At 61.8% G+C, this 25144-nt stretch carries 20 protein-coding genes; 13 read left to right on the top strand and 7 right to left on the bottom strand.

The annotated features are described in order from the left end of the window. Positions 1-17 precede the first annotated feature (17 nt). The 6 genes from ABIB44_RS04040 to ftsZ all read left to right on the top strand — a co-directional run bounded on the left by ABIB44_RS04040 (position 18) and on the right by ftsZ (position 7959). Positions 18-1187 carry an FtsW/RodA/SpoVE family cell cycle protein gene (locus ABIB44_RS04040; RefSeq protein WP_354583337.1) on the top strand — a complete coding sequence of 390 codons (1170 nt, stop codon included), beginning with the start codon at positions 18-20 and terminating at the stop codon, positions 1185-1187. A 117-nt stretch (positions 1188-1304) separates the two neighbouring features. Then, positions 1305-2402: an undecaprenyldiphospho-muramoylpentapeptide beta-N-acetylglucosaminyltransferase gene (gene murG, locus ABIB44_RS04035; RefSeq protein WP_354583336.1), complete on the top strand. Its 1098-nt coding sequence runs from the start codon at positions 1305-1307 to the stop codon at positions 2400-2402. 79 nt (positions 2403-2481) lie between these two features. Continuing rightward, a complete protein-coding gene (locus tag ABIB44_RS04030) occupies positions 2482-3936 on the top strand; it encodes a UDP-N-acetylmuramate--L-alanine ligase (RefSeq protein WP_354583335.1) in 1455 nt (484 codons plus the stop codon). A 160-nt stretch (positions 3937-4096) separates the two neighbouring features. Beyond that, positions 4097-4855: a cell division protein FtsQ/DivIB gene (locus ABIB44_RS04025; protein ID WP_354583334.1), complete on the top strand. Its 759-nt coding sequence runs from the start codon at positions 4097-4099 to the stop codon at positions 4853-4855. 84 nt (positions 4856-4939) lie between these two features. After that, positions 4940-6355 carry a cell division protein FtsA gene (gene ftsA, locus ABIB44_RS04020; RefSeq protein WP_354583333.1) on the top strand — a complete coding sequence of 472 codons (1416 nt, stop codon included), beginning with the start codon at positions 4940-4942 and terminating at the stop codon, positions 6353-6355. Between the two features lie 119 nt (positions 6356-6474). Further along, entirely contained in the window at positions 6475-7959 is a 1485-nt protein-coding gene (gene ftsZ, locus ABIB44_RS04015) for a cell division protein FtsZ (RefSeq protein ID WP_354583332.1), read from the top strand. Positions 7960-8335: 376 nt separating this feature from the next. Here ftsZ and ABIB44_RS04010 read toward each other — a convergent pair whose 3' ends face one another. From ABIB44_RS04010 to ABIB44_RS03995, 4 genes are all read right to left on the bottom strand, one after another. Next, entirely contained in the window at positions 8336-9400 is a 1065-nt protein-coding gene (locus ABIB44_RS04010) for an acyltransferase family protein (protein WP_354583331.1), read from the bottom strand. A 167-nt stretch (positions 9401-9567) separates the two neighbouring features. Further along, complete coding sequence (locus ABIB44_RS04005) at positions 9568-10302, bottom strand: YebC/PmpR family DNA-binding transcriptional regulator (RefSeq protein WP_354583330.1); 735 nt, start codon at positions 10300-10302, stop codon at positions 9568-9570. A 132-nt stretch (positions 10303-10434) separates the two neighbouring features. Further along, positions 10435-10950: a hypothetical protein gene (locus tag ABIB44_RS04000; protein ID WP_354583329.1), complete on the bottom strand. Its 516-nt coding sequence runs from the start codon at positions 10948-10950 to the stop codon at positions 10435-10437. 276 nt (positions 10951-11226) lie between these two features. Further along, complete coding sequence (locus tag ABIB44_RS03995; protein WP_354583328.1) at positions 11227-12240, bottom strand: MBL fold metallo-hydrolase; 1014 nt, start codon at positions 12238-12240, stop codon at positions 11227-11229. 207 nt (positions 12241-12447) lie between these two features. Between ABIB44_RS03995 and ABIB44_RS03990 the strand changes: the two genes are divergently transcribed. Next, positions 12448-13266: a DUF4097 family beta strand repeat-containing protein gene (locus tag ABIB44_RS03990; protein ID WP_354583327.1), complete on the top strand. Its 819-nt coding sequence runs from the start codon at positions 12448-12450 to the stop codon at positions 13264-13266. 137 nt (positions 13267-13403) lie between these two features. Here the strand turns inward: ABIB44_RS03990 and ABIB44_RS03985 are convergent, their stop codons facing one another. Continuing rightward, the gene (locus ABIB44_RS03985; RefSeq protein WP_354583326.1) at positions 13404-13676 is read right to left on the bottom strand and encodes a hypothetical protein; all 273 of its coding nucleotides are present in this window, start codon (positions 13674-13676) and stop codon (positions 13404-13406) included. A gap of 125 nt (positions 13677-13801) precedes the next feature. Beyond that, positions 13802-14923 (bottom strand): mechanosensitive ion channel family protein, encoded by a 1122-nt coding sequence (locus ABIB44_RS03980; RefSeq protein WP_354583325.1) that lies wholly within the window; start codon positions 14921-14923, stop codon positions 13802-13804. A 329-nt stretch (positions 14924-15252) separates the two neighbouring features. On the opposite strand from ABIB44_RS03980, the gene ABIB44_RS03975 reads away from it, so the two are divergent. The 3 genes from ABIB44_RS03975 (at position 15253) to ABIB44_RS03965 (ending at position 19378) form a co-directional block, all read left to right on the top strand. Continuing rightward, positions 15253-16194 (top strand): phosphatase PAP2 family protein, encoded by a 942-nt coding sequence (locus ABIB44_RS03975; protein ID WP_354583324.1) that lies wholly within the window; start codon positions 15253-15255, stop codon positions 16192-16194. A 289-nt stretch (positions 16195-16483) separates the two neighbouring features. Then, complete coding sequence (locus ABIB44_RS03970) at positions 16484-16624, top strand: hypothetical protein (RefSeq protein WP_354583323.1); 141 nt, start codon at positions 16484-16486, stop codon at positions 16622-16624. A 114-nt stretch (positions 16625-16738) separates the two neighbouring features. Beyond that, positions 16739-19378 carry an MGH1-like glycoside hydrolase domain-containing protein gene (locus ABIB44_RS03965; protein WP_354583322.1) on the top strand — a complete coding sequence of 880 codons (2640 nt, stop codon included), beginning with the start codon at positions 16739-16741 and terminating at the stop codon, positions 19376-19378. 101 nt (positions 19379-19479) lie between these two features. Here ABIB44_RS03965 and ABIB44_RS03960 read toward each other — a convergent pair whose 3' ends face one another. Further along, on the bottom strand, positions 19480-20787 hold the full coding sequence (locus ABIB44_RS03960) for a zinc dependent phospholipase C family protein (RefSeq protein ID WP_354583321.1): 1308 nt from the start codon (positions 20785-20787) through the stop codon (positions 19480-19482). Positions 20788-20958: 171 nt separating this feature from the next. Between ABIB44_RS03960 and ABIB44_RS03955 the strand changes: the two genes are divergently transcribed. The 3 genes from ABIB44_RS03955 (at position 20959) to ABIB44_RS03945 (ending at position 25126) form a co-directional block, all read left to right on the top strand. Next, positions 20959-21789 (top strand): phosphatase PAP2 family protein, encoded by an 831-nt coding sequence (locus ABIB44_RS03955; protein ID WP_354583320.1) that lies wholly within the window; start codon positions 20959-20961, stop codon positions 21787-21789. A 184-nt stretch (positions 21790-21973) separates the two neighbouring features. Beyond that, positions 21974-23467 carry a M48 family metalloprotease gene (locus tag ABIB44_RS03950; RefSeq protein WP_354583319.1) on the top strand — a complete coding sequence of 498 codons (1494 nt, stop codon included), beginning with the start codon at positions 21974-21976 and terminating at the stop codon, positions 23465-23467. 75 nt (positions 23468-23542) lie between these two features. Then, positions 23543-25126, top strand: a complete 1584-nt coding sequence (locus tag ABIB44_RS03945; protein ID WP_354583318.1) for a DUF6770 family protein — start codon at positions 23543-23545, stop codon at positions 25124-25126. Positions 25127-25144 lie beyond the last annotated feature (18 nt).

Here is a 25144-nt window from a genome sequence, read left to right as displayed (position 1 = left end):
TTTTAAAATCAGCGATTATGAAAGACTGGCTGCAACGCAACCTCAAGGGCGACCCCATTCTGTGGGCCATCGTACTGCTGTTTTCCTTCATCAGCATTGCCGTGGTGTATTCGGCCACCGGCACGTTGGCCTACAAGAAGATGAACGGTAACACCGAAGCCTTTCTCTTCAAACACACCGGCCTGATACTGATAGGCTTGGTTTGCATGTGGCTGGCTCACCGCGTCGACTACCGGCACTACTCGCGGCTGTCGCTCTACGCGCTGCTGCTGAGTGTGCCGCTGCTGCTGTTCACGTTCTTTATGGGCGGCGAAACCAACGGAGCCTCGCGCTGGATGACTATTCCGGTGATTAACCAGACCTTTCAGCCTTCCGACCTGGCCAAGCTGGCCCTGATTTCGCACCTGGCCAGCATGCTCAGCCGTCGCCAGCAACACCTCGACGACTTCAAAACCACCATGCTGCCGGTGATGCTGTGGGTGGGCACCATTTGCAGCCTCATCATTCTGAGTAACGCCTCCACGGCGCTGCTGCTGTTCGCTACCTGCATGTTGCTGATGTTTATTGGCCGGGTGCCGCTCAAGCACATGGCCGTGATGGTGGGGATTTTTGTGGTGCTGGGCGGGGCCGGCTTGGCGGCGGGCCAGCGCCTGGGCACGGTGATGTCGCGCGTCACCAACTTCACCGACAAAACCAAGAAAACGCCTTTCCAGCTCGAACACAGCTACATCGCCATTGCCACCGGCGGCATTGCCGGCAAGGGCCCCGGCAAAAGCACCGAGCGCAACATTCTGCCGCACCCGTATTCCGACTTCATTTACGCCGTCATTATCGAAGAATACGGCCTGCTGGGCGGTTTCGTCATTCTGTTCCTCTATCTGGCCTTTCTCTATCGAGGGCTGAAAACGGTGATGAACAGCTACGGCGCATTCGGCGGCCTGCTTTCGGCGGGCCTCAGCTTCAGCCTCGTGCTGCAAGCGCTGGTGAACATGGGCGTGGCCGTGGGCCTGGGGCCCATTACCGGCCTGCCGCTGCCACTGTTAAGCATGGGCGGTACGTCGTTGATTTTTACCGGCATCAGCATCGGCATCATCTTAGCCGTAAGCCGGGGTGAGCGCGAAATCCGCCCCATGACCGGCGAGCCGGAGGACACGGCCCGCATTCCCAAAGTATCGGTCAGCTACTAGTAAAGCGTTGGCAGTGAGTAAAAGGAACGTCATGTTTTGCTTCGTGCTGCATAACCGTTCTAACGGCTCGCTATCAAAAACTCACTGGCCGTCCGCCTTCCTGACGTTCTGTTATCCATGACCCCAACCCCACTTCGTTTTATCATTTCCGGCGGCGGCACGGGCGGGCATATTTTCCCGGCTGTGGCCATTGCCAACGAGCTGCGCCGCCGCCTGCCCAATGCCGAAATTCTCTTTGTTGGGGCCAACGGCCGCATGGAAATGACCCGCGTGCCCGAGGCCGGCTACAATATCGTAGGCCTCGACATCACCGGTCTGCAACGCCGCCTCACACCCGACAACCTCTTGTTTCCATTGCGCGTGTTTCGCTCGGTGCGCAAGGCTGGGAAGCTGATTGAAGAATTCCGGCCCGATGCCGTGGTTGGGGTAGGGGGGTACGCCTCGGCCCCGGTGCTGTTGGCGGCCACTTCGCGGGCTATTCCCTCGCTCATTCAGGAGCAAAACTCCTACGCTGGCCTTGTAAACAAGCTGTTGGCTAAGCGCGTGAACCGTATCTGCGTGGCTTACGATGGCATGGAAAAGTTCTTTCCCGCCGATAAGCTCGTATTTACCGGCAACCCCGTCCGCACCGAAATTTCCCGCGCCGACCGCGCCAAATCCCTGCACTTTTTCGGCCTCGACCCCAACCGCAAAACCATTTTGGTCGTCGGCGGCAGCCTTGGCGCGCGCACCCTCAACCAGGCCACGGCTGCCGCACTACCGCGCCTGCTCGAAGCTGGCGTGCAGCTGCTCTGGCAAACCGGTAAGCTCTATTTCCCCGAAGCCCGGCAACTGGCCGACCAGGCCGCCGGCCTTCACGCCCTCGAATTCATTCAGCGCATGGACTTGGCCTACGCCGCCGCCGATATCGTCATCAGCCGCGCCGGGGCTTTGTCGGTTTCCGAGCTTTGCCTCACCGGCAAGCCCAGCATTTTGGTTCCCTCGCCCAACGTAGCCGAAGACCACCAGACGAAAAACGCGCTGGCCCTGGTCAGCAAAGGAGCCGCCGTGCTCATCACCGACGAGCACGCCCCTGTCCGCCTCTACGACGAAGCGCTGCGCCTGCTCGCCGACCCCGGCCGTCAGCAGCAGCTCAGCACCCGCGTCCGCGAGCTGGCCCGCCCCGACGCCACCGTAACGATTGTGGATGAGCTGCTTCGATTAGTTAAAAATTAAAAGTTTTATGAATTAAAAATGGTGCTCCCAAAGACGTCCAGACGCCATTTTAACTACTCATTATTTTTAATTCAAAGCATTGAAGCAGTTTCCTTACGTTTTCTTTCTCGGCATTGGTGGCATTGGCATGTCGGCCCTGGCCCGCTGGTTCCGTGCCAACGGCCACCAAGTGAGCGGCTACGACAAAACCGAAACGCCTCTCACCCGCGCCCTCGCCGCCGAAGGCATCGCCATTCATTACGCCGATGCCGTGGAAAACATTCCGGCCGAAATCCGCGAAAACCGCGTCCAGACGCTGGTCGTCCTCACGCCCGCCATCCCGGCCGACAGCGTGGAATGGGCTTGGCTGCGGGCTGAGGGCTACGATATCCGTAAGCGCAGCCAGGTGCTGGGCGTGCTCACCCAAGGGCAATACACCATCGCAGTGGCCGGTACGCACGGCAAAACCACCACCAGCAGCATGGTGGCGCACCTGCTGCACCACGCGGGGATTGATTGCGGGGCATTTCTGGGCGGTATCTCGGTGAATCTGGGCAGCAACCTGCTGCTGCCGGGTAATCAGAAGGAAAATGCAGCAAACGAAGCGTCTGCGGATAACGGCAAGCCAAAGCTTACCGCACAAGTCCCCATTGTGGTCGAAGCCGATGAGTACGACCGCAGCTTCCTGACCCTGTTTCCAGACATGGCCATCGTGACCAGCACCGATGCCGACCACCTCGACATCTACGGCAACCAGTCGGCACTGATAGACTCGTTTCGGCAGTTTGTCGCCCAGATTAAGCCCGGCGGTACGCTCCTCCTCAACCACACCGCCGATGCCAGCGTGGCCGCCGCCGTGCCACCCGGCACCCGTATCATCCGCTACGGCCTCTCGCCCGAGCAGGGACCCGAGCTGTACGCCGCTAATATCACCGCCGAAGGCCACCGCTTTCATTTCGACCTGCACCGCCCCGAAAGCACCGTTCCGCGCCTGGAACTTGCCGTGCCCGGCTTCCACAACGTTGAAAATATGCTGGCCGCCGCTGCCGTAGCCCAGTTACAGGGGGTAGGAGAGGAGCCGCTCCGCGCCGCCGTGGCCGCCTACCGAGGTGTAAAGCGCCGGTTCGAGTTCGTGGTAACTGCGCCCGAAAACGTTTATTTAGACGATTACGCCCACCATCCACGCGAAATTGAAGCATTCCTGCGTTCCGTGCGGGCACTCTATCCAACCAAGCGGCTGCGCGTCATTTTTCAGCCCCACCTCTTCACCCGCACCCGCGACTTTGCCGCCGGCTTTTCCAAGAGCTTAAGTATTGCAGATGAGGTGTTTTTGTTGGATATTTACCCCGCCCGGGAGAAGCCGCTACCCGGCATAAATTCCGAAATGCTCCTGGCCGAAATTACCGCCCCCACCAAAGCCCTCGTGACCAAAGAACAAGCCCTGGCCGCCGCCCAAACCGACACGTCTTTCGACGTGCTGGCCACGGTCGGCGCGGGGGATATTGATACGCTGGTGCCACAACTCAAATTGATACTAACAGAACGGTGGAAGTAGAACCATAAATCGCCCGTCATCCTGAGTGAAGCGAAGGACCTTATCACGCATTGATATTTTAAGTAACCCTTTCGATGCGAACGTGATAAGGTCCTTCGCTCCGCTCAGGATGACAGATTTGAACAGTAGTTCGCCTACCCCTATACCCTCACCCCCTACTTTGGAACGTACCGTTAGAAACTTACTCGTGGCCGCCGCCTGCCTGCTGGTACTGGGTGCCCTGGGCGCTTTCGCCGCCGTGCGCCAGGCCAACCGCTCAGTCGATGCCGTGAAGGTGAACATTGCCAACGAGTTCGATAACTATTTTATTTCCGAGCGCGGCGTCACGGCTCTGCTCACCAAGGGTAACAAGGAGCCCGTGCTGGGCACCCAGCCCGAAGGCCCGCGCCTGCGCGAACTGGAAGCCCGCCTGAAGGCGCATCCATTTGTTCGCGATGCGCAAGTGTACCGGGACCTGGCCGGGAACCTGCACGCCGATGTGCGCCAGAACCGGCCCATTGCCCGCCTCACGCACCCCGATACCCGCCTCGATACCTACGTCGACGCCGAAGGGCACGCCCTGCCGCTCTCGCCGCTATTTACCGCCCGCGTGGCCACCGTGGCGCGGCCCGGCGGGGGCAACCTCCCAACTGGATTTTTCCAGGACAGCACCGGGCGGCGCTACCTGGCCTTTTTGCGCTACGTAGATGAGCACGAATTCTGGAAAGCGCAGGTATCGCAGGTGTTTATTGAGCCCGGCGGCAAGCTGTCGTTCACGCAGCAAGTGGGCGACCAACGTATCGAATTTGGGCTCCCCGAAAATATTTCTGAAAAATTCGCAAAGCTTATGGTATTTTACCGTCAAATTCCGTCAGTTTTGGGGTGGGACACCTACCACCGCGTAAACGTCGAATACCAAAATCAGATTATTTGCGAATAGCAATTTGCTGAAAAATAGACCGTTAGGTCTTAGATTTTCATTCCCAACCCACTGCTTCTTCACTGCTCGCCAGCACCGCTCCATATGCAACAAGACAAAATCGTCGTCGGGCTCGACATTGGTACCACAAAAATCTGCGCCCTGGTGGGCCGCAAAAACGAGTTCGGTAAACTCGAAATCCTGGGCATGGGCAAAGCCGTGTCGGAAGGCGTTTCGCGGGGCATCGTGCTCAACATCGACAAGACCGTTGATGCCATTAAACGGGCCATTCGGCAGGCTGAAGAACAGTCCGGAATTAGCATTGGAGTGGTAAACGTCGGCATTGCCGGCCAGCACATCAAGAGCCTCCAGCACAACGGCAGCATCACGCGCAACTCGCACGACACCATCGGGCCGGACGACGTGGCGCGCCTCACGCAGGACATGTACCGGCTGGTAACCCAGCCCGGCTCGCAAATCATTCATGTGATGCCGCAGGACTACAAAGTGGACTACGAGGAAGGCATCTCCGACCCCGTGGGCTACGAAGGCGTGCGCCTGGAAGGCAACTTCCACATCATCACGGCCCAGAGCACGGCCATCAACAACATCAACAAGTGCGTGACCAAGGCCGGCCTCGAAATCGCCGACCTGATTCTCGAACCCCTCGCCAGCTCCATGTCCATCCTCTCGGAGGAGGAGAAGGAAGCCGGCGTAGCCCTGATTGATATTGGCGGCGGCACCACCGATTTGGCGGTGTTCAAGGACGGCATCATCCGGCACGCGGCCGTGCTGCCGTTTGGTGGTAATATCATCACGCAGGACATCAAAACCGGCTGCAACGTGGCTCCCGGCCAGGCCGAGCAGCTGAAAGTAAAGTTCGGCAAAGCCATTGCCCAGGAAGCCAGCGACTACGAAATCGTGAGCATCCCCGGCTTGCCCAACCGCCCACCGAAGGAAGTTTCGCTGAAAAACCTCGCCTACATCATTGAGGCCCGCATGTCGGAAATCATGGAGCTGGTGTACGCCGAAATCTACCGCATGGGCCTGCACGACAAGCTGTCGGCCGGCATCGTGCTCACCGGTGGCGGCTCGCAGCTCCAGAATCTGGAGCAGCTCACCGAGTATATCACGGGGCTGGATACCCGCATTGGCTACCCCAACCAGCACCTCGGTAAGAGCCGCATTGAAGCCGTGAAATCGCCGATGTACGCTACCACTGTCGGCCTGGTGCTGTCGGGCTACCACTCGCTCGATGAGCGCCAGGTGACGCGCCCCAGCTATGAGGAGGAGCAGGTGGCCGCGCCATCCTATTACGCTGCACCGGCTGCCGCGGCACCCGTAGCTCAGGCCGCAACCGCGCCCGTGGAAAGCCGTGCTGCGACTGCTTCGGCGGCTCCGGTCCCCGCGCCGCAGCCCGCCAAGCCAAAGGAGCCCGGTGCTGCCAGCCGCTTCTTCAAGGACATCATCACCCGTACTAAAGGGTTGCTGATTGACGATTACGACGATAAATCCTACTAAATATATCTGTCATGCTGAGGACCGAAGCATCTTATCACGGCTGCGTTAATCAGGGTTACTAAACAATGCGATGCGGACGCGATAAGTTGTTTCGCTTCGCTCAACATGACATACTCCTTATGAACTATAAATTCGACATTCCCGCCCAGAGCAAATCCATCATCAAGGTGATTGGGGTTGGTGGCGGTGGCTCCAATGCCGTGAAGCACATGCACAAGCAGGGCATCAAGGACGTGGAGTTTATCATCTGCAACACCGACCACCAAGCGCTGCAAAGCTCCACGGTGCCCAACAAGCTGCAAATTGGCGTGGACCTGACCGAGGGCCTCGGCGCGGGGGCCAAGCCCGAGCGCGGCCGCCAGGCTGCTATTGAGAGCAAGGAGCAAATCCGCGATTTGCTGAACCAGGGCACCAAAATGCTCTTCATCACGGCCGGTATGGGCGGCGGCACCGGTACCGGGGCCGCGCCCGTAATTGCGCAGGTGGCGCAGGAGCTGGGCATTCTCACGGTGGGTATCGTGACGGCCCCGTTTATGTTTGAGGGCAAGAAGAAGCGGCAGCAGGCCGAAGAAGGCATTAAGGCGCTAAGCGAGCATTGCGACACGGTGCTGGTGATTCTCAACGACAAGCTGCCGCAGATTTACGGCAACCTGACGATGGGTGCCGCCTTCGCCAAGGCCGATACCGTGCTGACCACGGCCGCCAAGTCCATCGCCGAAATCATTACGGTAACGGCCGACGTGAACGTGGACTTTGAGGACGTGAAAACGGTGATGAAGGACAGTGGGGCCGCCGTAATGGGCAGCAGCGTGACCGAGGGCGAAAACCGCGCCCGTCGCGCCGCCGAGGAAGCCCTGAACTCGCCGCTGCTCAACAACACCGACATTCACGGGGCGCAACGCATCCTGCTTTCCATTATGTCGGGCGTGGAGCACGAACTGGAAATGGACGAGTTGACGGAAATCACGGAGTACATCCAGGAGAAAGCTGGGCAGGACGCGGAAATGATTTTTGGCCACGGCATCGATGATACCCTGGGCCAGAGCATTCGCGTGACGGTGATTGCCACGGGTTTTGCCCGCGAGGCGCATTCCATCACTACACCCACTACGGGGGCTGGTGGTACCACGCACGAGCCAATCGTAGCCCCGGCCTTGGTAGCAGAGGCTCCAAAGCCGGAGGCTACTTCGGCTCCATTCGTGCCCAGTTTCGGCGCGCCGGAGCCCGCCCGGGTGATGCATGATTTGAATGGCCCTTCGGCGCACAACGTGCCGCCGCTGGCCGGCATTCCGGCCAGCGCGCCCACGGAGCCGGTGCTCACGTCGAGCGCCGCCGCGCCATTGCCCGCAGCGGGCCCGGAGGCCCACCGCCCCCGCCCGGCTATGGATGCTCAAGCCCTGGAGCGCCGCCGCCGCCTGCAGGAGCTGAGCAACGGCCTGCCGCCCGAGGCGGTAAGCCAATACGATACGCCCGCCTACCTGCGCCGCCAGGTGAAGCTGGAAAATGTGGAGCCTAGCTCGGCCCAGAACATCTCGCGCTTTAACTTATCGGATGACAATGAGCTGCTGGGCGATAACCGGTTTCTGCACGATAACGTGGACTAGGTAACTGGCTTTGCATGAAGCAAAAAGCGCCGCTGCTGAGAGTATCAGCAGCGGCGCTTTTTTTGATGGTTGGTGTGAATAATCCGGTCGACCAATCCCCGATGAAAAATCGGTTAGCATTCGACTTTATTACAGAGTGAAATAAGTGTGGGTCGATGTTATGGTCGTAGCTATATTTACCGCTCCTGCTAATTTCTTTCCACCATAAATGCTCAGAACTACTACTAGAGATGTAGTCAGTTTCAGCGTATTTGCCATTAAATCCTGTCAGTTGGCAGAAATAAGTAGCCGTGCCAAAGTAGTCGTAGCCAGATAAGCATGCCGTTTGAGAGTTAATACGGTTCCTGCTGCACGACTACTTAATTTTGGCCATTATTTAGTAAGCCAGCCGGCTTTTCAACCGGTTCAACGGCGCTTCCAGCCAAGCCCAGGAGGCGGCGGCGAGCAGCAATAGCGCCGGCGTGAGCAGTAGCACGGTGGGCAGCGGGCTTAGCCAGAGCTGGCGGGTGGCAGCGGCCGGGAAGACATGGTATACGGCTCGCTGATAAAATACTACCAGCAGCAGATGATACAGGTAGCAGCCGTAGCTGCGCAGGCCCACCCACTGCAGCATTGGGTGCCTTAACAGGGCATTCACACCGTTGTCGTCGGTACGACGCAGCACCCAACTTAGTGTGATGAATGCCGCAACGCTGCCGACGCTGGTGTACAGCAGCAGCCACAAAGCGTGCGCATCTACAAGGTGCGTAATTACCCAAAGAGCAGTCCAACCCAGCCAAGCAAGCAAGACCCAGCGGCCCTGCGCCAACGCTTGCACCCGTGTATGAAACTCTAAAATGCGTAAGAGGGCTCCAACGGCAAACATATCGAAGCAAGAAGGTAGCAGAACCAATACGAAGTCGGGGGAGACCATGGCGCTCCAAACTATGCGGAACAGTAATCCGACGAGTGCTAGCAGCAGCAGCGGTTTGATGCGACGCCCGACCAAGCCCAGAAGCACGGGCCAAAACAGATAAAATTGTTCATCGACGGCCATGGTCCAATAATGGCCCACACCCTCACCCCAGTGATGCAAACGATAAAACAGCAGATTGGATACGGGGAGCAGGAACCAGACAGGGTATTGGCGCAGGGTAGCCAAGGGTAGTAGTGCCCCAATTAGCAGGGCCAAATAGTAGGGCGGCAGGATGCGCAGGATGCGCCGTTTATAGAAAGTGCCGAGCCGCTGCCACCACGGCCCGGGTGCCCCTGGATATATCTGCTGCTTCCAGATAATGCCGGAGATAAGATAGCCGCTGAGCACGAAAAAGGTGATGCGTCCCATCTCGCCCAGCGGAAATGGTGCGCGTGTCCAATGGGCCAGCACTACCAGCCACACAGCAATTGCCCGCAGCCCGTTGAGGGCGGGACGATAGGCAATAGGATGAACGGTAGTGGGCAAAGGCGAACGTTAATAAAACAGCACGGCGTTCTCCTAAGTAGCTGTGTAGAAGTGGGCGCATTTAAATTTAGCACATCATGCTTCGACAAGCGGACGCCAGATGAAGCATGACCGCCTTTTTTATCGCGGCTACTTTCGAACAACTGCTTAGAAGCGGCTAGCCCGCCTTAGCCCACGGTGTGATACACGGCCTGCACGTCCTCGTCGTCTTCGAACTTCTCGATGATGGTCATGATTTCGTCGAGTTGCTCGTCGTTGAGGGATACAGTGGTGTTGGGCACGCGCTGCAGGTTCACGCTTACTACGTGGCGGCCCTGGGCTTCGAGGGCTTTCTGCATCTGGCCGAAGTCGGTGAAGGCGGTTTCGACCACGATGAACTTGTGTTCGGCGGCGTGCTCATCTTCCTCGGTCGTTTCGTACACGTCCTCGGCTCCGAAGTCGATGAGCTCCAGCTCCAGCTCGTCGCGGTCGAGGCCCTCGGCGGCCAGCTTAAACACGCCTTTGCGGGTGAACGTGTAGTCGCTGCTGCCAGCGGTGCCCAGGGTGCCGTCGTTGCGGTTAAAGATGAGGCGCACGTTGCTCACGGTGCGGGTGGGGTTGTCGGTGGCAGTTTCGATAACGATAGCCACGCCGTGGGGCAGGTAGCCTTCGTACACCACTTCGGCGTAATCTTTTTCTTCCTTGCTGCTGGCGCGCTTCACGGCGGCCTCCACGCGGTCCTTGGGCATGTTCACGCCCTTGGCGTTTTGCATGGCGGCGCGCAGGCGGGCGTTGGAGTCGGGGTTGGGGCCGTTTTCCTTCACGGCCATCACGATTTCCTTGCCAATGCGGGTAAAGTCTTTCGACATTTTATCCCACCGCTTCATTTTGCGGCCTTTGCGAAATTCGAATGCGCGTCCCATTTAGGTTAATTAACAAGTAGCAATGAGCAAATAACAGTGCCGGGGCGGCCGGCTGGCGGGCCAGCGGGGCCGAAACGGGCCGCAAGTTAGCCAGAAGGGGCGGGGGCGGCAAAGGTGGCGGCGCGGCGCGGGCTAGCGGCGGCGCTTTTTGCCGGCTCTGGCGCGTGGCGGCGGGACCGAAATGGGCGTCGGTACAAGTATTGGCGGGGCCGGAGCGGCTTCGAGCTCATAAACGCCCTGGTTGCCGGTGGGGTAACCCAGGATGGTGAGCGTGAGGTGCCGGCCGGCCGAGTCGAGGCGGGCGGTGCCGCGCTGCACATCGGGCCCCTTCTGGTCGCGAAAGGCGAAGCGAATGCTGTCGCCAGCTACTGAATAGCGGCCATCCTGCAGGAAGGGAATGGTACGGGTGCCCAGCGTGATACTGAAGCGCTTGGTGTAGGTGCTGTCGGGGCGCAGCGTGAGAAGGCCGCCTACACCGCGCACGGCAGTGGGCTCGTTGGGGCTTTCGGCGTCAAACACCGTGTAGGCGGTGTAGCGGTAAGTGCCGGCCAGGGGCTGGAATGCTGTTGCCGGCACTTGCGCGGCCGCAGGAAAGGAAATGGCTGGCATCAGCCCCAGCAGCAAAGGAGCGTAACGGGCGAAGAGCATAAGGGCGAAAGTCGATGGACGCAGCAGGCATCAGGCAAAACCGTACCACCTTTGCGCCGGGGTGGCCGGCCGCAAAAGTCGGTCCAGACTGGCTATCGCGCTTTCCATTCGCTTCACTTCCCTGCGCGACCTCCTTTGCCCGGCTGCCGAAATGCCCAAAGCCGATGCGCGCCTGCCGCTTGATTCCGGCCCCACGCCCGAAGCATGACGTTTAAGAGTTAATACGGTTCCTTCTGCCGACTACTTAAGCGCTACTTCCTGATTAACTCATTACGCTCAACTGCCGACGCTGCCCCGGTATAGCGGCGGGGTAGGTGAAGGGGAGCGGCCGGCTTTCTTAGCTGCCTTGGCGGCTTTCCTGTGGGCTTTTGACTTCCGGCTTTTGCGCCGGCGGCTGGTGAGCAGCCAGGCCGCGCCCGCTGCCAGCAGGCTGCCGCCAACGATGGCCAGCTGCATCGGCAGCGGGTCTTTGGGGGCTGGGGGTAGGTGCTCGACGCCGCTGGCATCGGTGCGGGCGGGCTCGGCCACGTAGCGGCCGTGGGTGGGAATGGGGTAATTATCGGCCAGCTGGTGGAGGCCCGCGGCGGCGGCCGGGCCGATAATGACCGGGCCGTGGCCGCAGCCAATGGCTTTGGGCTCCAGCGCGGCCAGGGTCTGCACCGATTGCCGGGAGGCTTGCCAGTCGTAGTTGAAAGGCGTGCCGGCGCGGCTGATTTCGGGCTTGCCCAGCAAAATGGCTGGCACCGAGTCGTGGTGGCAGGTGGCGAAGGCATCGGCTCCAATCAGCACCCGGTCGGCTTCGCGGAAAAAAGCCAGCTGGCCGGGCGCGTGGCCGGGCACGTGCAGCCAGCGCCAGGCCATGAGGAAGGGCGCGCCGGGCTCGTCGGTATCAAGGGCCTGCACTCGCTCAGCCAGATTGGGTAGCTGGGCGGGGAAGAAGCGGCTCATGAAGGCCAGCGAGCCGCCCACGGTGGGGTCGCGGGGTGGATACAGGGCCTGGCCCGTCACGTAGGGTAGCTCCAGCGGGTGTACGATGACGGGCACGTGCCAATGGTCGGCCAGCTCGCGGGCCGAGCCGAGGTGGTCGAGGTGGCCGTGGGTGAGCAGGATGGCCTCGGGCCGCGAGCCGGGATAGAATAATTTATCGGCGGCGGCGATAATGGTTTTGGCGCTGCCGGGTAGGCCGGTATCAACCAAAACCCACTCGCCGGGCGTGCCGGTTTCGATGAAGTAGACATTGACAAAGCGCTGAATGCGCAACTGGGTGACGCCGGCGGCTACGGTATCCATGGGACTTGGGAGTTTGGTGAGGGGAATGGAAGTCGGATAGAAGAAGATACGGGAAAGGGGCGCGGGTTTGTTCCAAAAAAAGTCGGAGCGGCCCGGTAACGAATCGGGCCGAGCCCGGTAATCCCTTCGCCGCCACCCGCTGGGCAACCGCAACCGGCCGGCGCGCATCTCTACTTTCACACCCCTAATCCTCTTTTTCTCGCAATTATGAAAATCCTGCTTTCTGCACTCGCGGTGCTGGCCGCCTCGCTTGGGGCCACCGCCCAAACCACCACCGACCCAAACTTCGAAACCACCTGCGAAAACAGCAAATGGGCATGGGGTGCCGGCCGGCAAGCCAACCAGTTCTGCGAAACCCGCGACCTGACCATGCCCGCCCCCAACGGCCAGCCCCTGACCGTGGACGGCGGCCTCAACGGCGGCATCACGGTGCGCGGCTGGGACGGCCCCGACGTGCGAATCCGGGCCAAAGTGCAGGCTTGGGGTACCAGCGAAGCCGCTGCTGCCACCCGCGCCCACCGCATCAGCATCGCCACCCAGGGCAATACCCTGCGCGCGGCCGACCCCGAAAAAGACCGCGACTGGAGCGTGAGCTACGAGATATTCGTGCCCCGCACTACCGCGCTGGCCCTGAACACGACCAATGGCGGCATCCACATCGACAATGTGCAGGCCGCCATCCGCTTCGAAACCACCAACGGGGGCGTGTCATTGGCCAACCTGGGCGGCAGCGTGAAGGGGGAAACCACCAACGGCGGCCTCACCATCGCGCTCAGCGGCAGCCAGTGGCAGGGCCAGGGCCTCGACGTAGCCACCACCAACGGCGGTATCCACTGGAAGCTGCCCCGCGCGTATTCGGCCCGCCTTGTCACCAGCACCAACATGGGCGGCATTCGTACCGAGCTGCCGGTGACGAAAATGGGCATGTTCCACAAGGAAGTAGAAGCCAGCCTGGGCCAGGGTGGGGCCACGGTGAAGGCCGTGACGACCAACGGCGGCATCAGCGTAGACCAGGAGCGGGACTAACGAACGATAAAGCGTATCCGTCAGGCTGGGCTTGCTGAAGCATCACTACCGCAACGCTTAACTTGACTAGTCGCGTGGTAAGGGTGCTTCGGCAAGCTCAGCCTGACGTTCTTTTTTACGCCTGCGTAAGTTCTGTTTCAGCAGCCGCAGCTGAAATCGGGGTAGTCGGCGTACAGCGGGGCGGGTGTGTCATCGAGGCGGATGAGGTGGTCGAGCCTGATTTCCTCGCCGGATTTCAGCCGCATGAATTCCACCTTTTCGCGGATGAACAGCGTGTCAATAATGCCCGAGCCCAGGCAAAGCTGGCGCAGGTCGTTGAAATACTGGAGCTCAACGCGGCGGCGCTGCGTGGCGGCGGCTTCGAGGCGGTCGTAGAAATGGCAGTCGATGGGCGTGTAGTCGGGGCTCATGGGACGAATGTAGCGGGGCCGCCCACAACGGCAAGGAGTGCGCGCCCATCGTGAAAACGCTGAGGAAGTTGGAAGCCGATGAAGTCTTTCAGGCTGACGTGAGCTTAGCGTGGCGTGATGCGGGACTAACCGAGCGGTGAAGTTGATGCGGGACTGCCTGGCCCGAACCCCAGGCGGTTCGGCACGGGGGCTGCTACTTCGGCCCGCACCCGGGGCAGGCTGCCGGGGTATTCGCGTTGGAGAAAAGCGACCAGCTGCTCGCGGATGTCGCAGCGCAGGTCCCAGGCGTCGCCGCCGTTGCGGGCGCTCACCAAGGCGCGCAGCTCCAGGGTGGTTTCCTTGGAATCGGTGACGTGGAGCTTGCACACGCGGCCGTCCCAGAGCGGGTGGTGAGCGGTGAGGCGCTCCAGCTCGGCGCGCACCGCGCCCACCGGCACCGAGTAGTCGGCGTGGATGAAGACTGAGCCCAGCAGCTCGGCACTGCTGCGCGTCCAGTTCTGGAAGGGCTTCTCGATGAAGTAGTTGAGCGGCATTACCAGCCGGCGCTGGTCCCAGATATTTAGCACCACGTAGGTGAAGGTGATTTCCTCCACGCGGCCCCATTCGCCCTCCACCACCAGCACATCATCGATGCGAATGGGCTGGGTGAAGGCAATCTGGAAGCCCGCCAGCAGGTTGCTGATGGAGCGCTGGGCCGCAAAACCCACAATCACACTGGCAATACCGGCCGACGTGAGCAGGCCCGTACCCAGACGGCGCACCGTCTCGAAGCTCATCAGCACCAAGCCTACACCGATAAAGGCAATGAGCGAAACGGCAATTTTCTTGATGAACTGGAGCTGCGTGAACAGCTTGCGCACCCGCAGGTTGTCGCTGCCACTGAGCTGGTAGTGCTGCTGCACGAGGTCCTGCACCACATCGAGGGTGCGGATGAGGCCCCAGGCGAAGGTGAGAATCAGGGTGAACTCCACTAGGCGCCGCAGCACTTCGAAGGGCTTGGGCGGCAGCGGCATCAGCGGCAACAGCAGCGAAATGGCCAGCACCGGAAAAAACCAGCTGCTGACGGTGTTCAGGTTGCGGCCCACGGAGCGGGCCAGGGCCGAGTCTTCGCGCCGGTCGTAGGCCCGCAGCAGGGCAAACACCACGAGCCGGGCCACCAAACCAGCCGCCAGGCCGCCCAGCAGCACGGCCAGCGTGGTTAAAGTATCCGGAAAATTTGAGAGGAGGGGGGCGAATCTTTCAGTCATAACCAACGGCGGAACGGCCCGTCGGACCGCTTCAACTTGAGCAAGGTGTACCCTGGTTTGACGGGAAAGGTTCGTGGCTCGGGTGCCAGCTTCGGTCATCCGGAGGGGGGCATTATTAGCACCGAACGCCTTTTTTGTAGTCTAGCCCAAAACCATTTTAGCGAGGATTTTCTGGTTGCGAATGGCAGAAGGAGCGGGGTAGAGCCGAAGCATTTTACGCCATCCGCGGCCGCTGCAACCGGCACGGATAAGCTGCAGAACCGCTGCCCAGCCTCCCGGCCGTGTACCTTGCGGCTCCTGGTTGGGGAACCGGTTGATTTCCCCGTTTCATGAAGCCTCGTTCTACGCTTTTCCTCGCCGGGGCTTTCCTGATGGGCGGCCTGCTGCCTGCCCGGGCGCAGCAGGCTCCTTCGCCCTACACCACGCGCTTCGCCGTGGAGGCTCCCATCACGGCGGGGCTGCTGGGGCTGAGCGCTACCGGCCTGCTGCTGGTGCAGCACAAGCGCACCGCCACCGAGGCCGACCTGGCGGCTCTGGACCGCGCCAACATCCCCGCCATCGACCGGTTTTCGGCCGGCCGGTTCAGCGAGCGGGCCCAGCTTCTGAGCGACGGCTTTTGCTATGGCACCCTGGCGCTGGTGCCCGCGCTGCTGGCTTTCCAGCCCAACGTGCACGGGCGCTACGGGCAGGTGGCGGGCCTCTACCTCGAAACCATGAGCAGCACGGCCGCCCTGTTCACGCTCACGGTGGGCACTGTGTACCGCTACCGGCCCTACCTCTACGGCCCCGATGGGGGCGAGCTGCGCCACGGCCCGGTGGCCACCGATGCGTTTTTTGGCGGGCACACGGCCCACACGGCTACGGCCACGTTTTTCGCGGCCCAGGTTTTTCACGATTTCAACCCCGGTTCCAAAGCCGGGCCCTACGTGTGGGGTGTGGCCGCCGCCGTGCCCGCCGTGGTGGCCTACTTCCGCGTGCAGGCCGGCAAGCACTTCCTCACCGATAACCTGGTGGGCTACGCCGTAGGGGCCACCGTGGGCATCATGGTGCCGCGCCTGCACCGCAACGATACGGTCTTCGACCCGGCCAACGTGCCGCCCCAGCGCTTTCTCGATTCGGCGGTGGGCGTGGGGGTGGGAACGGCGGCGGGCCTGGTGGCGCTGCATTTCTACAAGCGGCTGCACGGCACCGGCGTGTCGCTGGGGCCGGCGCAGGGCGTGAACGTGAACGGCTACGCCTACGGCGGTGTGCGCTTGGCCCGGGTGCTGTAGCGACGCGATACGCCGCGTCACTACAGCACTAAGCAGTTTTTGAATCACGCTTGCTGCCCCACAGTCAACCCGCAGGCGATGACGAGAATCTACGAAAACCTGCCCTGAATAGATAGCCTGCTGAAAAATGTGGGTACCGGCACCAATTAAGTACTCACGCATAAGTAAGCTCAGCATGACGTTCGAGCGAATACGATTACTCCCTGAACAACATAAGTAGCTGAGCGTAGTCTGCGGCACAATTGGATGATACGGAGGGAGTTGGCTCCTCACCGAGGCGGAAGTAGCCATGTTTTTGCCCGCCGTAGCGGCAAACCAGCCCAATACCCTGCTGGGCGGCCTGGTAAGGGAGGTAATCGGCTACGCTGGCCGAGGCATTCCGGGCCGCAAATACCTGCGCGAACAGCAGCCCGCACGTCCGCAATCGTAACCGGACCGCGGCCCGCAAATTATGGCCGGTTGTTAGCCACCACTGCGGTCAACCGCGTAAGCCCGGGCTTAGGGGAGCGCCGTCCAGCGGCGCGCCCCGATAGAATCTGACGTTATGCAAGAACAAAACCGCCTCGCCGAAGCCCGCGCCAAAACCGCCGCCTGGAAGCAGTTTGGCCCTTACCTCACCGAGCGCCAGTGGGGCACGGTGCGCGAAGACTACTCGGCCAACGGCGACGCTTGGAACTACATCACCCACGACATGGCCCGCGCCTACGCCTACCGCTGGGGCGAGGAAGGCATTGGCGGCATCAGCGACGACGAGCAGCGGCTGTGCTTCGGTATCGGCCTCTGGAACGGGGCCGATAACCAGCTGAAGGAGCGCCTCTTCGGCCTCACCAACGGCCAGGGCAACCACGGCGAGGACGTGAAGGAGCACTACTACTACCTCGACAGCACCCCCACGCACTCCTACATGCGGATGCTGTATAAGTACCCGCAGGCCGCTTTCCCTTACGATGAATTGCGGGCCGAAAATGCCCGGCGCACCCGGCAGGAACCCGAATTCGAGCTGCTTGATACCGGCATTTTTGCCGAAAGCCGCTACTTCGACGTGTTCATCGAATATGCCAAGGCCGGCCCGCAGGACGTGCTCATCCGGCTCACTATCCACAACCGGGGGCCCGAGGCCGCGCCGCTCACGGTGCTGCCGCAGCTCTGGTTTCGCAATACCTGGACGCTGGGCTACGACGACCACCGGCCCGAAATTCGGCGGGTTGCCGCTAACGCGATGGCGGCCGAGCACCGCGATTTGGGCCGGTACCAGCTGTATTGCGACCGGGCCGAAGAGCTGCTCTTCTGCGAAAACGAAACCAGCCCCACGCTCTTCGGCAAAAAGCGCAAAAAGAAAAACAAGGCCGGCCGCTACTTCAAGGACGGCATCAACGAATACATCGTGGCGGGCCAGGCCACGGCCGTAAACCCCGCCGAAACGGGTACCAAAGCCGCCGCGTGCTACCAGCTCGCCATTCCGGCCGGTGAGGTTCGGGTGCTGCGCCTGCGCCTCAGCCAGCCCGAGCACGAAGCGCCGTTTGCCGATTTCGACCAGCTATTCGTGACCCGCCGTGCCGAGGCCGACGAGTTCTACGACTGCATTCAGGAGGGCCTTCGCAACCCCGACGCCCGCAACGTGCAGCGCCAGGCCTTCGCCGGCATGCTCTGGAGCAAGCAGTATTATTACTACGATGTGAGCCAGTGGCTCGACGGCGACCCCGCCCGGCCCGCGCCGCCCGCCGAGCGCCTCACCGGCCGCAACTCGGCCTGGCGGCACCTGCACAACGCCGACATCATCTCGATGCCCGACAAGTGGGAATATCCCTGGTACGCGGCCTGGGACCTGGCCTTTCACTGCCTGCCGCTGGCCATGGTGGATGCCGATTTTGCCAAGCAGCAGCTGCGCCTGCTGTGCCAGGACGGCTACCTGCACCCCAACGGCCAGATGCCGGCCTACGAGTGGCATTTCAGCGACGTGAACGCGCCGGTGCACGCCTGGGCCACCTGGCGCGTGTACCAGATGGACCGCAAGCTGCACGACGGCCGCGGCGACACCGAATTCCTCGAAGCCGTGTTTCAGAAGCTGGTGATGACCTTCACCTGGTGGGTGAACCGCAAGGACCGCGACGAGCGCAACATCTTCGAGGGGGGCTTTTTGGGCATGGACAACATTGGGGTGTTCGACCGCAGCTCGCCGCTGCCCACCGGCGGTAAAATCGAGCAGAGCGACGGTACCAGCTGGATGGCCATGTTCGCCCTCAACCTGATGCGCATGGCCCTGGAGCTGGCCCAAACCACGCCCGTGTACCAGGAAATGGCCAGCAAGTTCTTCGAGCATTTCCTGTACATCGCCGAGGCCATGACCCGCGGCGGCGGTGGCCACTTCAACCTCTGGGACGAGGAAGACCAGTTCTACTACGACGTCCTGCACGCCCCCGACGACTCGCGCACCCGCCTGCGCATTCGCTCCATGGTGGGCCTCATTCCGCTGTTTGCCGTGGAGGTAATTGACGATGAGCTGCTGGCCACCGTGCCCGAGTTCTACGCCCGCGCCCTGGCCCTCATCCGGCGGCGGCCGCGCCTGGCCGAGCTGGTGAGTCGCTGGCAGGAGCCCGGCCAGGGCGCACGCCACCTCATGGGCCTCATGCGCCAAAGCCGCCTGCGCAGCGTGCTCACCCGCATGTTGGATGAAACCGAATTTCTCTCCGAATTTGGCATTCGCTCGCTCTCGCGCTACCACCTCGACAACCCGTACTACTACCACATGGGCGAGGCTGACAGCTTCTCGGTTTCCTACGTGGCGGGCGAGGCCGAGTCGGATATGTTTGGGGGCAACTCCAACTGGCGCGGCCCGGTGTGGTTTCCGGTCAACTACCTCATCATCGAGTCGCTGCAACGCTACCATAGCTATTACGGCGACGGCTTCACCGTGGAATACCCCACCGGCTCGGGGCAGCAGCACACGCTGGCCCAGGTGGCCGATGCCCTTTCAGCCCGCCTCGCCCGGCTGTTTCTCAAGGATGAAAACGGCCGCCGCCCCGCCCTGGGCGATACTGAAATTCATCAGACCGACCCGCACTTTCGCGACCACCTACTCTTCCACGAGTACTTCCATGGCGACGATGGCCACGGCCTCGGTGCCAGCCACCAAACCGGTTGGACCGGCCTGGTCGTGCGCCTGCTGGAAAAGGCCGGCGGGTAAGTCGGGTGCTCGCAGAAATTATAAGCAGCACGTCATGCTTCATCTGGCGTCCGCGCAGCCGAAGCATGACGTTCTTTCTTCGTGCCTGTTTATTCCATTGCCTACTGCGGCAATGCCCGCAACGCGGCCAGCGCTTCTTCCGTTTCCGGCCGCTTCTTCTCGACTTTGCGCTCGGTTTTGGCATCGCCGTGCTCGGTTTCCTGGGCCGGAGTGGGAATGCCCTTGGCGAAATAGGCCAGCAGGGCCTGGCGCAGGGCGGGGGTGAGGTGCTCGAACTTGCGCTTGTGCAACTCGCGTAGCAGCTCGTTGTAGGTTTGGTCGGCCAGGGCGTAGTTGGCGGGACGGGTGGGCAGGCCGGTGTCGAGGTTGGTGTCGGGCAGGGGGCGGGTGCGGGTTGTGTCGGTGGGCTGCTCGCGCACCAACGTGGCGAAGCGCACCAGTACCGCCCGGTAGCTGGCGCGAAACTTCTGCTCGCCCGCCGCGTCGGGCAGCTTGAAGGCGTAGGTTTTCAGCGGGCCGATTTTGGGCAGCAGGTTGATGAAAAAGGACATCACCCGTGCCCCGAAGCCGGGCCGCTCATAGCCATCCCCAAACTCCTTGCGGAACGCCCGGGGGCTGGCTTTGTAGCGGTAGTCGCGTCGCCGGGCCCGGGGGCTCAGCTTTCTAATTTCCTTGCGCTGGCTGTACCAAGCGGCGCGCGCCGTCGCTGGCAGCAGCTGGTTCACGGCGAAGCGAAAGGTGGCAATGCTCACGTCCACGTTCAGAATTACCTGGCCCAACTCCAGCCCGTAGGTTTGCTGAAAGGCGCGCTCCAGCACTGGTTTGCTCACCCGAAAGCCAATGTATTTGTGGTATTCCTGGCTGCGGTAGCGTCCGGCTGCCACCTGCACCACATCGAACGAAAATTCGAGCTCGGTGTGGCGCTTGGTGGCCTGCTCGTAGGTGACGACCGGCCCGAACTGCGCCCGCAAATCGGGGTACATGGTGGGCATAATCTGGTTGGTGCCCTCGGGGTGGCCCACGTTGTCGGCGGCGTAGTGGGCTAGCGCGCCCAGCGCAAAGGCATACTCGTTGCGATTGTGGGCCTGGCTCAGCAGGTTCCGGACAAAGTCACCGGCCCGCACGTAGTGCATCAGGTTGGTGAAGTGCGTCGAGCCCAGCGGGTAATAGCCCATGTCCTGTAAAATGGACCCACCATAGGCGTAGCTTTTGGCTTCTTCGAGCTGGTCGGTGGTGGCCCCGGGGTAGTGGTGGCGCAGCAGCGGTGCCAGGCTCTTTTCCCAGGTCGAGTCGATGACGGCCTGGTGGGTGAGCACCGAATAGGCGGCGGCGGGAACCACGGGCGCGGCCAGCAACAGCAGTAGCAGTAGTAGGCGGAAACGCATCGGGAGCGGGGAGGACAGTAGCATGGCTGCGGCAACGGGAAATGATGTCCGGTCGTTGTGCGGGCTTGCGGCCGGCCGGCTATTTTCGGCTGCCGGCTCAGGCTCGAAGCTACTCCGGGGCACCTCCAGGCGCAACCAGAGAAAACCCGGGGAGCGGAATTTCGTTTGGGCCACATTACCCAATTGTTTCCCCCTATGAAATATTTTGCCGCATTGGCGCTCGCGGGTTCCCTGCTCACTGCCGCCGCGCCGGCAGCCCGGGCGCAGCAATCTGCTTCGCCCTACCACACCCGACTCGCCGTCGACGGCCCCATCATCCTGGGCCTGGGCGCGGCCAGCGCTTTCGGCCTTTACCGGGTGCAACAGAAAAGCGGCCTGAGTGACACCGAGCTGGCGGCGCTGCGCAAGGAAGACGTGCCCAGCTTCGACCGGTTCTCGGCCGGCTGGTACAGCGACCGGGCCCAAACGGCCAGCGACCTGCTCTGCTACCCCACGCTGGTTATCGCGCCCGGTTTGCTAGCCCTGAACAAGGATGTGCGCAGCCACTACGGCCAGGTGCTGGGCCTTTATGTCGAAACCATGCTGGCTACCGATGCCCTGTTTACCAGCACGGTGGGCAATGTGTATCGCTACCGGCCCTACTTGTATGGTAGCGAGGGCGGCGGCGGCCGTTCGGGGGCCATCGCCACCAACTCCTTTTTCGCCGGCCACACCGGCCACACGGCTACGGCTACCTTCTTCGCGGCCAAGGTGCTGCACGATTTCAACCCCGGCTACTCGGGCGAAGCCTTGGTGTGGGGCGCAGCGGCCGTGGTACCGGCCGCCGTGGCCTACTTCCGCATCGAGGCCGGCAAGCACTTCCTCTCCGATAATATCGTGGGCTATGCCGTGGGCACGACCATGGGTATTCTGGTGCCGCAGCTGCACAAAGTAGCCGGCCGCCACGGCATGTCTTTCGTACCCATGCAGGGCCTGAACGCCAACGGCTACGCCTACTCCGGCCTGTTGCTGCGCAAGCATTTGTAGGCTCCGCCGGGCGGCTGAATACATTAGAGGGTGGTGAAGCGCAGTCCGGCGCTTCACCACCATTTTTTTGGCGGGCAGCTAAAAATAAATTGCTGCGGCTGATTAGAAATGAATGATATGCAGGTAGATTTGAAGCCAGTAAATAGTCAATTTGCGCTCTACCAATATATCGCGCACTGCCTTCATGTTTCGATTTCTTTGCCTGGCGCTGCTGGGCTGGCTGAGCATTACCGCCGCATCGGCCCAGGATGAGGCCTACCGGCCTTTTTACAGCCCCGATACCCTGCAGCGCCACGAGCTGGCCGTGGCTCAGCGCAGTGCTCTGCGCGCCGAAATGCCGGTGCCCAAAGCCGGCAGCAGCGAGTACCGTGCCCACTACGGCCGCGTGGTGCAGGAAGCCTCGGCCGATGTGTACAATGCCATTCGCTACGCCGCCCTGCTCGACCCCGTGGTGGAGCCCTATGTGCACCAGGTATTCGCCCGCATTCTGCGCGCCAACCCGCAGCTGACCGCCGGTACCCGGCTGGTGCTCACCCGCAACCCCGAGCCCAACGCCCGCGCCGTGGGCCGCAGCACCGTGCTCCTGAACCTGGGCCTGCTGCCCCGCCTCGAAAACGAGAGCCAGCTGGCCTACGTGCTCTGCCACGAGCTGGCCCACGGGGCCAGCCACCACCTCGAAACCGGCCTGCACGACCGCCTCACCGCCATCCACAGCAAAGAGCTGCGGCGCGAGTTTCGGCGCATTGTCAACTCCGAGTACAACATCAGCTCGCAGCTGAAGGCCCTGGCCCTGGGCTTTTCGCTGAGCAGCAGCTACCACCACCGCCGCTTCGAGCGGCAGGCCGACTCGCTGGGCTACGTGCTGCTGGCCCGCACCAGCTACGAGGCCCCGCAGGCCTACCGCACGCTGCAACTGCTCGACGTTATCGACCAGCCCGAAAACCCTGCGCCACTGCCGCTGGCCGCCCAGTTCAGCTGCACCCAGTTTCCGCGCGCGTTTGGCGCAGCGGCCGCGCCGGCCTCCATTTTCACGGTGCAGGCGGCGGCGAAAACCGTGCTCGAAACCTCGGATACCCTCAAATCGCACCCCGACTGCGGCAAGCGCATGCGCTTCGTGCAGGGCCTGTCCCAGGGGCGCGTGGCCGAGGGCCCCCAGCCGCCTAGCCCGCCCGATTTCGACCGCATCCGCCGCCTGAGCCGCCTGGAGCTGGTGCAAAGCTGGTTCGACTACGACTGCTACGACCACGCCCTGTTCGAAGCCCTGCAGCTGCTGCCCCAGCAGCCGCAGAGCGGCTACCTGCGCGCCATGGTGCAGCTCAGCCTGTTCGAGCTGCGCCAGCACCTGCAAGCCCACACATTTAGCGAGGTGGTGAGCAACGTGTCGGAGCGCCAGGCGGCCAACTTCAACGAGCTGCTGCGCACGCTGCACGAGTTGCGCACCGACGATTTCCGCGAACTGAGCACCTGCTTTGCCCGGGCCGCCCCGCCGGTTGAAGCCCCGGCGGCAGCCGACGAATTTGCCCTGGCCGGCCGCTACGCTGCCGCCGCCCTCGCCGCCCCGCCCACCGACCCCGCCGTGCTGGCCCTGCGCGACGACTACCGCCGGCGCTACCCGCGGGGCCGGTTCGCGGCGCTGCTGCCCGTGCCGCCGGCCCCCCGCGCTACGGGCCGTCGCTAGGTGCTTTCGCCACTTTTGATTTCATCCAATCTTATTCCCAACGCATTATTCCCCACTTTTTACCCTTTTTTCTGTATGCAAATTGTTAAGCGCGCGGCCCTGGCGGCCGTGCTGGCGCTGGCAGCTCCGGCGGCCTTTGCCCAAACCACCACCCTCAACGGCATCAGCAACATGCACCGCTCGGCGCTGTCGCCCATTTATGCCAACGGCGAGGTGAAGGGCTACCTCATGTTCGGCCGCGGCGACAAGGCCGACCGCAAAACCGACAACTACCTGCTCGACTTCTACGACCAGAACCTGGCCAAGGTGTCCAACGTCACCATCCAGAAGCCTTCCGGCCGCTACACGCTGCTGCGCAACACCTTCAACGGCTCGGCTTTTGCCCTCTACTTCTTCAATGGCAAAGAGGGCACGCTGGAGATGGAAACCTACGACACCGGCCTGAAAAAACTGGGCAGCAAGGTGATAGAGGACCTCTCGCGCGCCGACAAGATGATGCTGCAACAGCAGCAGCAATCGGCCGAGGGCGGCGGCGAGGCCGCCGGCATGATGGGCTCCGGCATGACGATGTTTCCGGTGCCGGGCCAGGGCTTCATCCGCAACAGCTACATGGGCATGGGCAAAGGCTACGCCCTGGTGATGTACGACGACAAGCTGCAGCCCAAGTGGCGCTGCGCTTCCGACGAGAACTCGAAACAATACGAGATGGCGAGCCTGACCGAGGCCACCGACAAATACGTGCTCGGCGTGATGATGCGCCGCGACGGGATGATGTCGCGCCAGGTAACCTCGTCGATGCTGGCCATTGACGCGGCCACCGGCAAGCGCGTGTTCGACATGCCCGTCGAGACCAGCAAGAACGAGCAGCTCTCGCTCAGCTCCTTCACCTTCGATGCCGCTACCCGCGAGTTTGTGGCCGTGGGCGAGTATTACAAGCTCGACGACAAGCCCTTCGTGAACAAAAGTCAGGGCTTCTTCATCAAGCGCTTCAATGAAAAGGGCAAGGTGACGAGCATGAAAAACTACGGCTGGCAGCGGGAAGTAATGGCCCTGATGCCCGCCGAGGCCAAACCTAGCCTCGAAGACAACTACGTGAACTACAACCACTCCATCGTGAAGGGGGCCAACGGCCACCTCTACATCGTGGCCGAGCAGTTCAAGATTGTGGGCGACGGCCTGGGCATTGCCCTCACGGCCCTGGGCGGCCGCGGCGCGAGCGTGTCGAAGGGTAAAATCGCCAACATGTTCGTGTTCGAGCTCGACCCGACGGCCACCCTCAGCAGCGTGAAGTTCTACCCCAAAACCGTGACCAACGCCTTGCTGCCCGCTGGCAGCGGCTTTCTGGGCGCGGGTCTGCTGGGCCAGGTCATCAAATCGCAGGGCGACTTCGACTACCAGTTCCTGCAGCGCAACGAGGCCCGAACGCAGTTCAACGTGGTGTTCCTCAACTTTGATAAGGAGAAAGGCGAAGCCGCCAAAGGCTACGTGGGCAACATCGCCTTCGGCGACAACGGCAAGTACGCCCTCGATAAAATCGACCTGACGAGCGGCGCTACCTACTCGTTTGTGTACCCCGCCAAGCCCGGCTACGTGCTCATCACCGACTACTACAAAAAGAAGAGCGAGCTGGGCATGAAGCTCGTGAAACTCAATATTTGAGCATTTTTGGGCTGGTTT

It is taken from the genome of Hymenobacter sp. UYCo722 (assembly GCF_040547115.1).
In the GTDB taxonomy this organism is placed as follows: Bacteria; Bacteroidota; Bacteroidia; order Cytophagales; family Hymenobacteraceae; genus Hymenobacter.
The sequence above is the reverse complement of the archived record's forward strand: the minus strand, read 5'-3'. Positions and strand labels throughout refer to the sequence as shown.

Excerpts from the sequence above, each read along its gene's own strand:
- ABIB44_RS03965 (WP_354583322.1), top strand. The coding sequence starts at position 16,739 with ATGCAAGAACAAAACCGCCTCGCCGAAGCCCGCGCCAAAACCGCCGCC.
- ABIB44_RS03960 (WP_354583321.1), bottom strand. The coding sequence starts at position 20,787 with ATGCTACTGTCCTCCCCGCTCCCGATGCGTTTCCGCCTACTACTGCTA.
- ABIB44_RS04040 (WP_354583337.1), top strand. The coding sequence starts at position 18 with ATGAAAGACTGGCTGCAACGCAACCTCAAGGGCGACCCCATTCTGTGG.
- ABIB44_RS04005 (WP_354583330.1), bottom strand. The coding sequence starts at position 10,302 with ATGGGACGCGCATTCGAATTTCGCAAAGGCCGCAAAATGAAGCGGTGG.
- ABIB44_RS03975 (WP_354583324.1), top strand. The coding sequence starts at position 15,253 with ATGAAGCCTCGTTCTACGCTTTTCCTCGCCGGGGCTTTCCTGATGGGC.
- ABIB44_RS03945 (WP_354583318.1), top strand. The coding sequence starts at position 23,543 with ATGCAAATTGTTAAGCGCGCGGCCCTGGCGGCCGTGCTGGCGCTGGCA.
- ftsZ (WP_354583332.1), top strand. The coding sequence starts at position 6,475 with ATGAACTATAAATTCGACATTCCCGCCCAGAGCAAATCCATCATCAAG.
- ABIB44_RS03980 (WP_354583325.1), bottom strand. The coding sequence starts at position 14,923 with ATGACTGAAAGATTCGCCCCCCTCCTCTCAAATTTTCCGGATACTTTA.
- ABIB44_RS03950 (WP_354583319.1), top strand. The coding sequence starts at position 21,974 with ATGTTTCGATTTCTTTGCCTGGCGCTGCTGGGCTGGCTGAGCATTACC.
- ABIB44_RS03990 (WP_354583327.1), top strand. The coding sequence starts at position 12,448 with ATGAAAATCCTGCTTTCTGCACTCGCGGTGCTGGCCGCCTCGCTTGGG.
- ABIB44_RS03970 (WP_354583323.1), top strand. The coding sequence starts at position 16,484 with ATGTTTTTGCCCGCCGTAGCGGCAAACCAGCCCAATACCCTGCTGGGC.
- ftsA (WP_354583333.1), top strand. The coding sequence starts at position 4,940 with ATGCAACAAGACAAAATCGTCGTCGGGCTCGACATTGGTACCACAAAA.
- ABIB44_RS03955 (WP_354583320.1), top strand. The coding sequence starts at position 20,959 with ATGAAATATTTTGCCGCATTGGCGCTCGCGGGTTCCCTGCTCACTGCC.
- ABIB44_RS03995 (WP_354583328.1), bottom strand. The coding sequence starts at position 12,240 with ATGGATACCGTAGCCGCCGGCGTCACCCAGTTGCGCATTCAGCGCTTT.
- murG (WP_354583336.1), top strand. The coding sequence starts at position 1,305 with ATGACCCCAACCCCACTTCGTTTTATCATTTCCGGCGGCGGCACGGGC.
- ABIB44_RS04000 (WP_354583329.1), bottom strand. The coding sequence starts at position 10,950 with ATGCTCTTCGCCCGTTACGCTCCTTTGCTGCTGGGGCTGATGCCAGCC.
- ABIB44_RS03985 (WP_354583326.1), bottom strand. The coding sequence starts at position 13,676 with ATGAGCCCCGACTACACGCCCATCGACTGCCATTTCTACGACCGCCTC.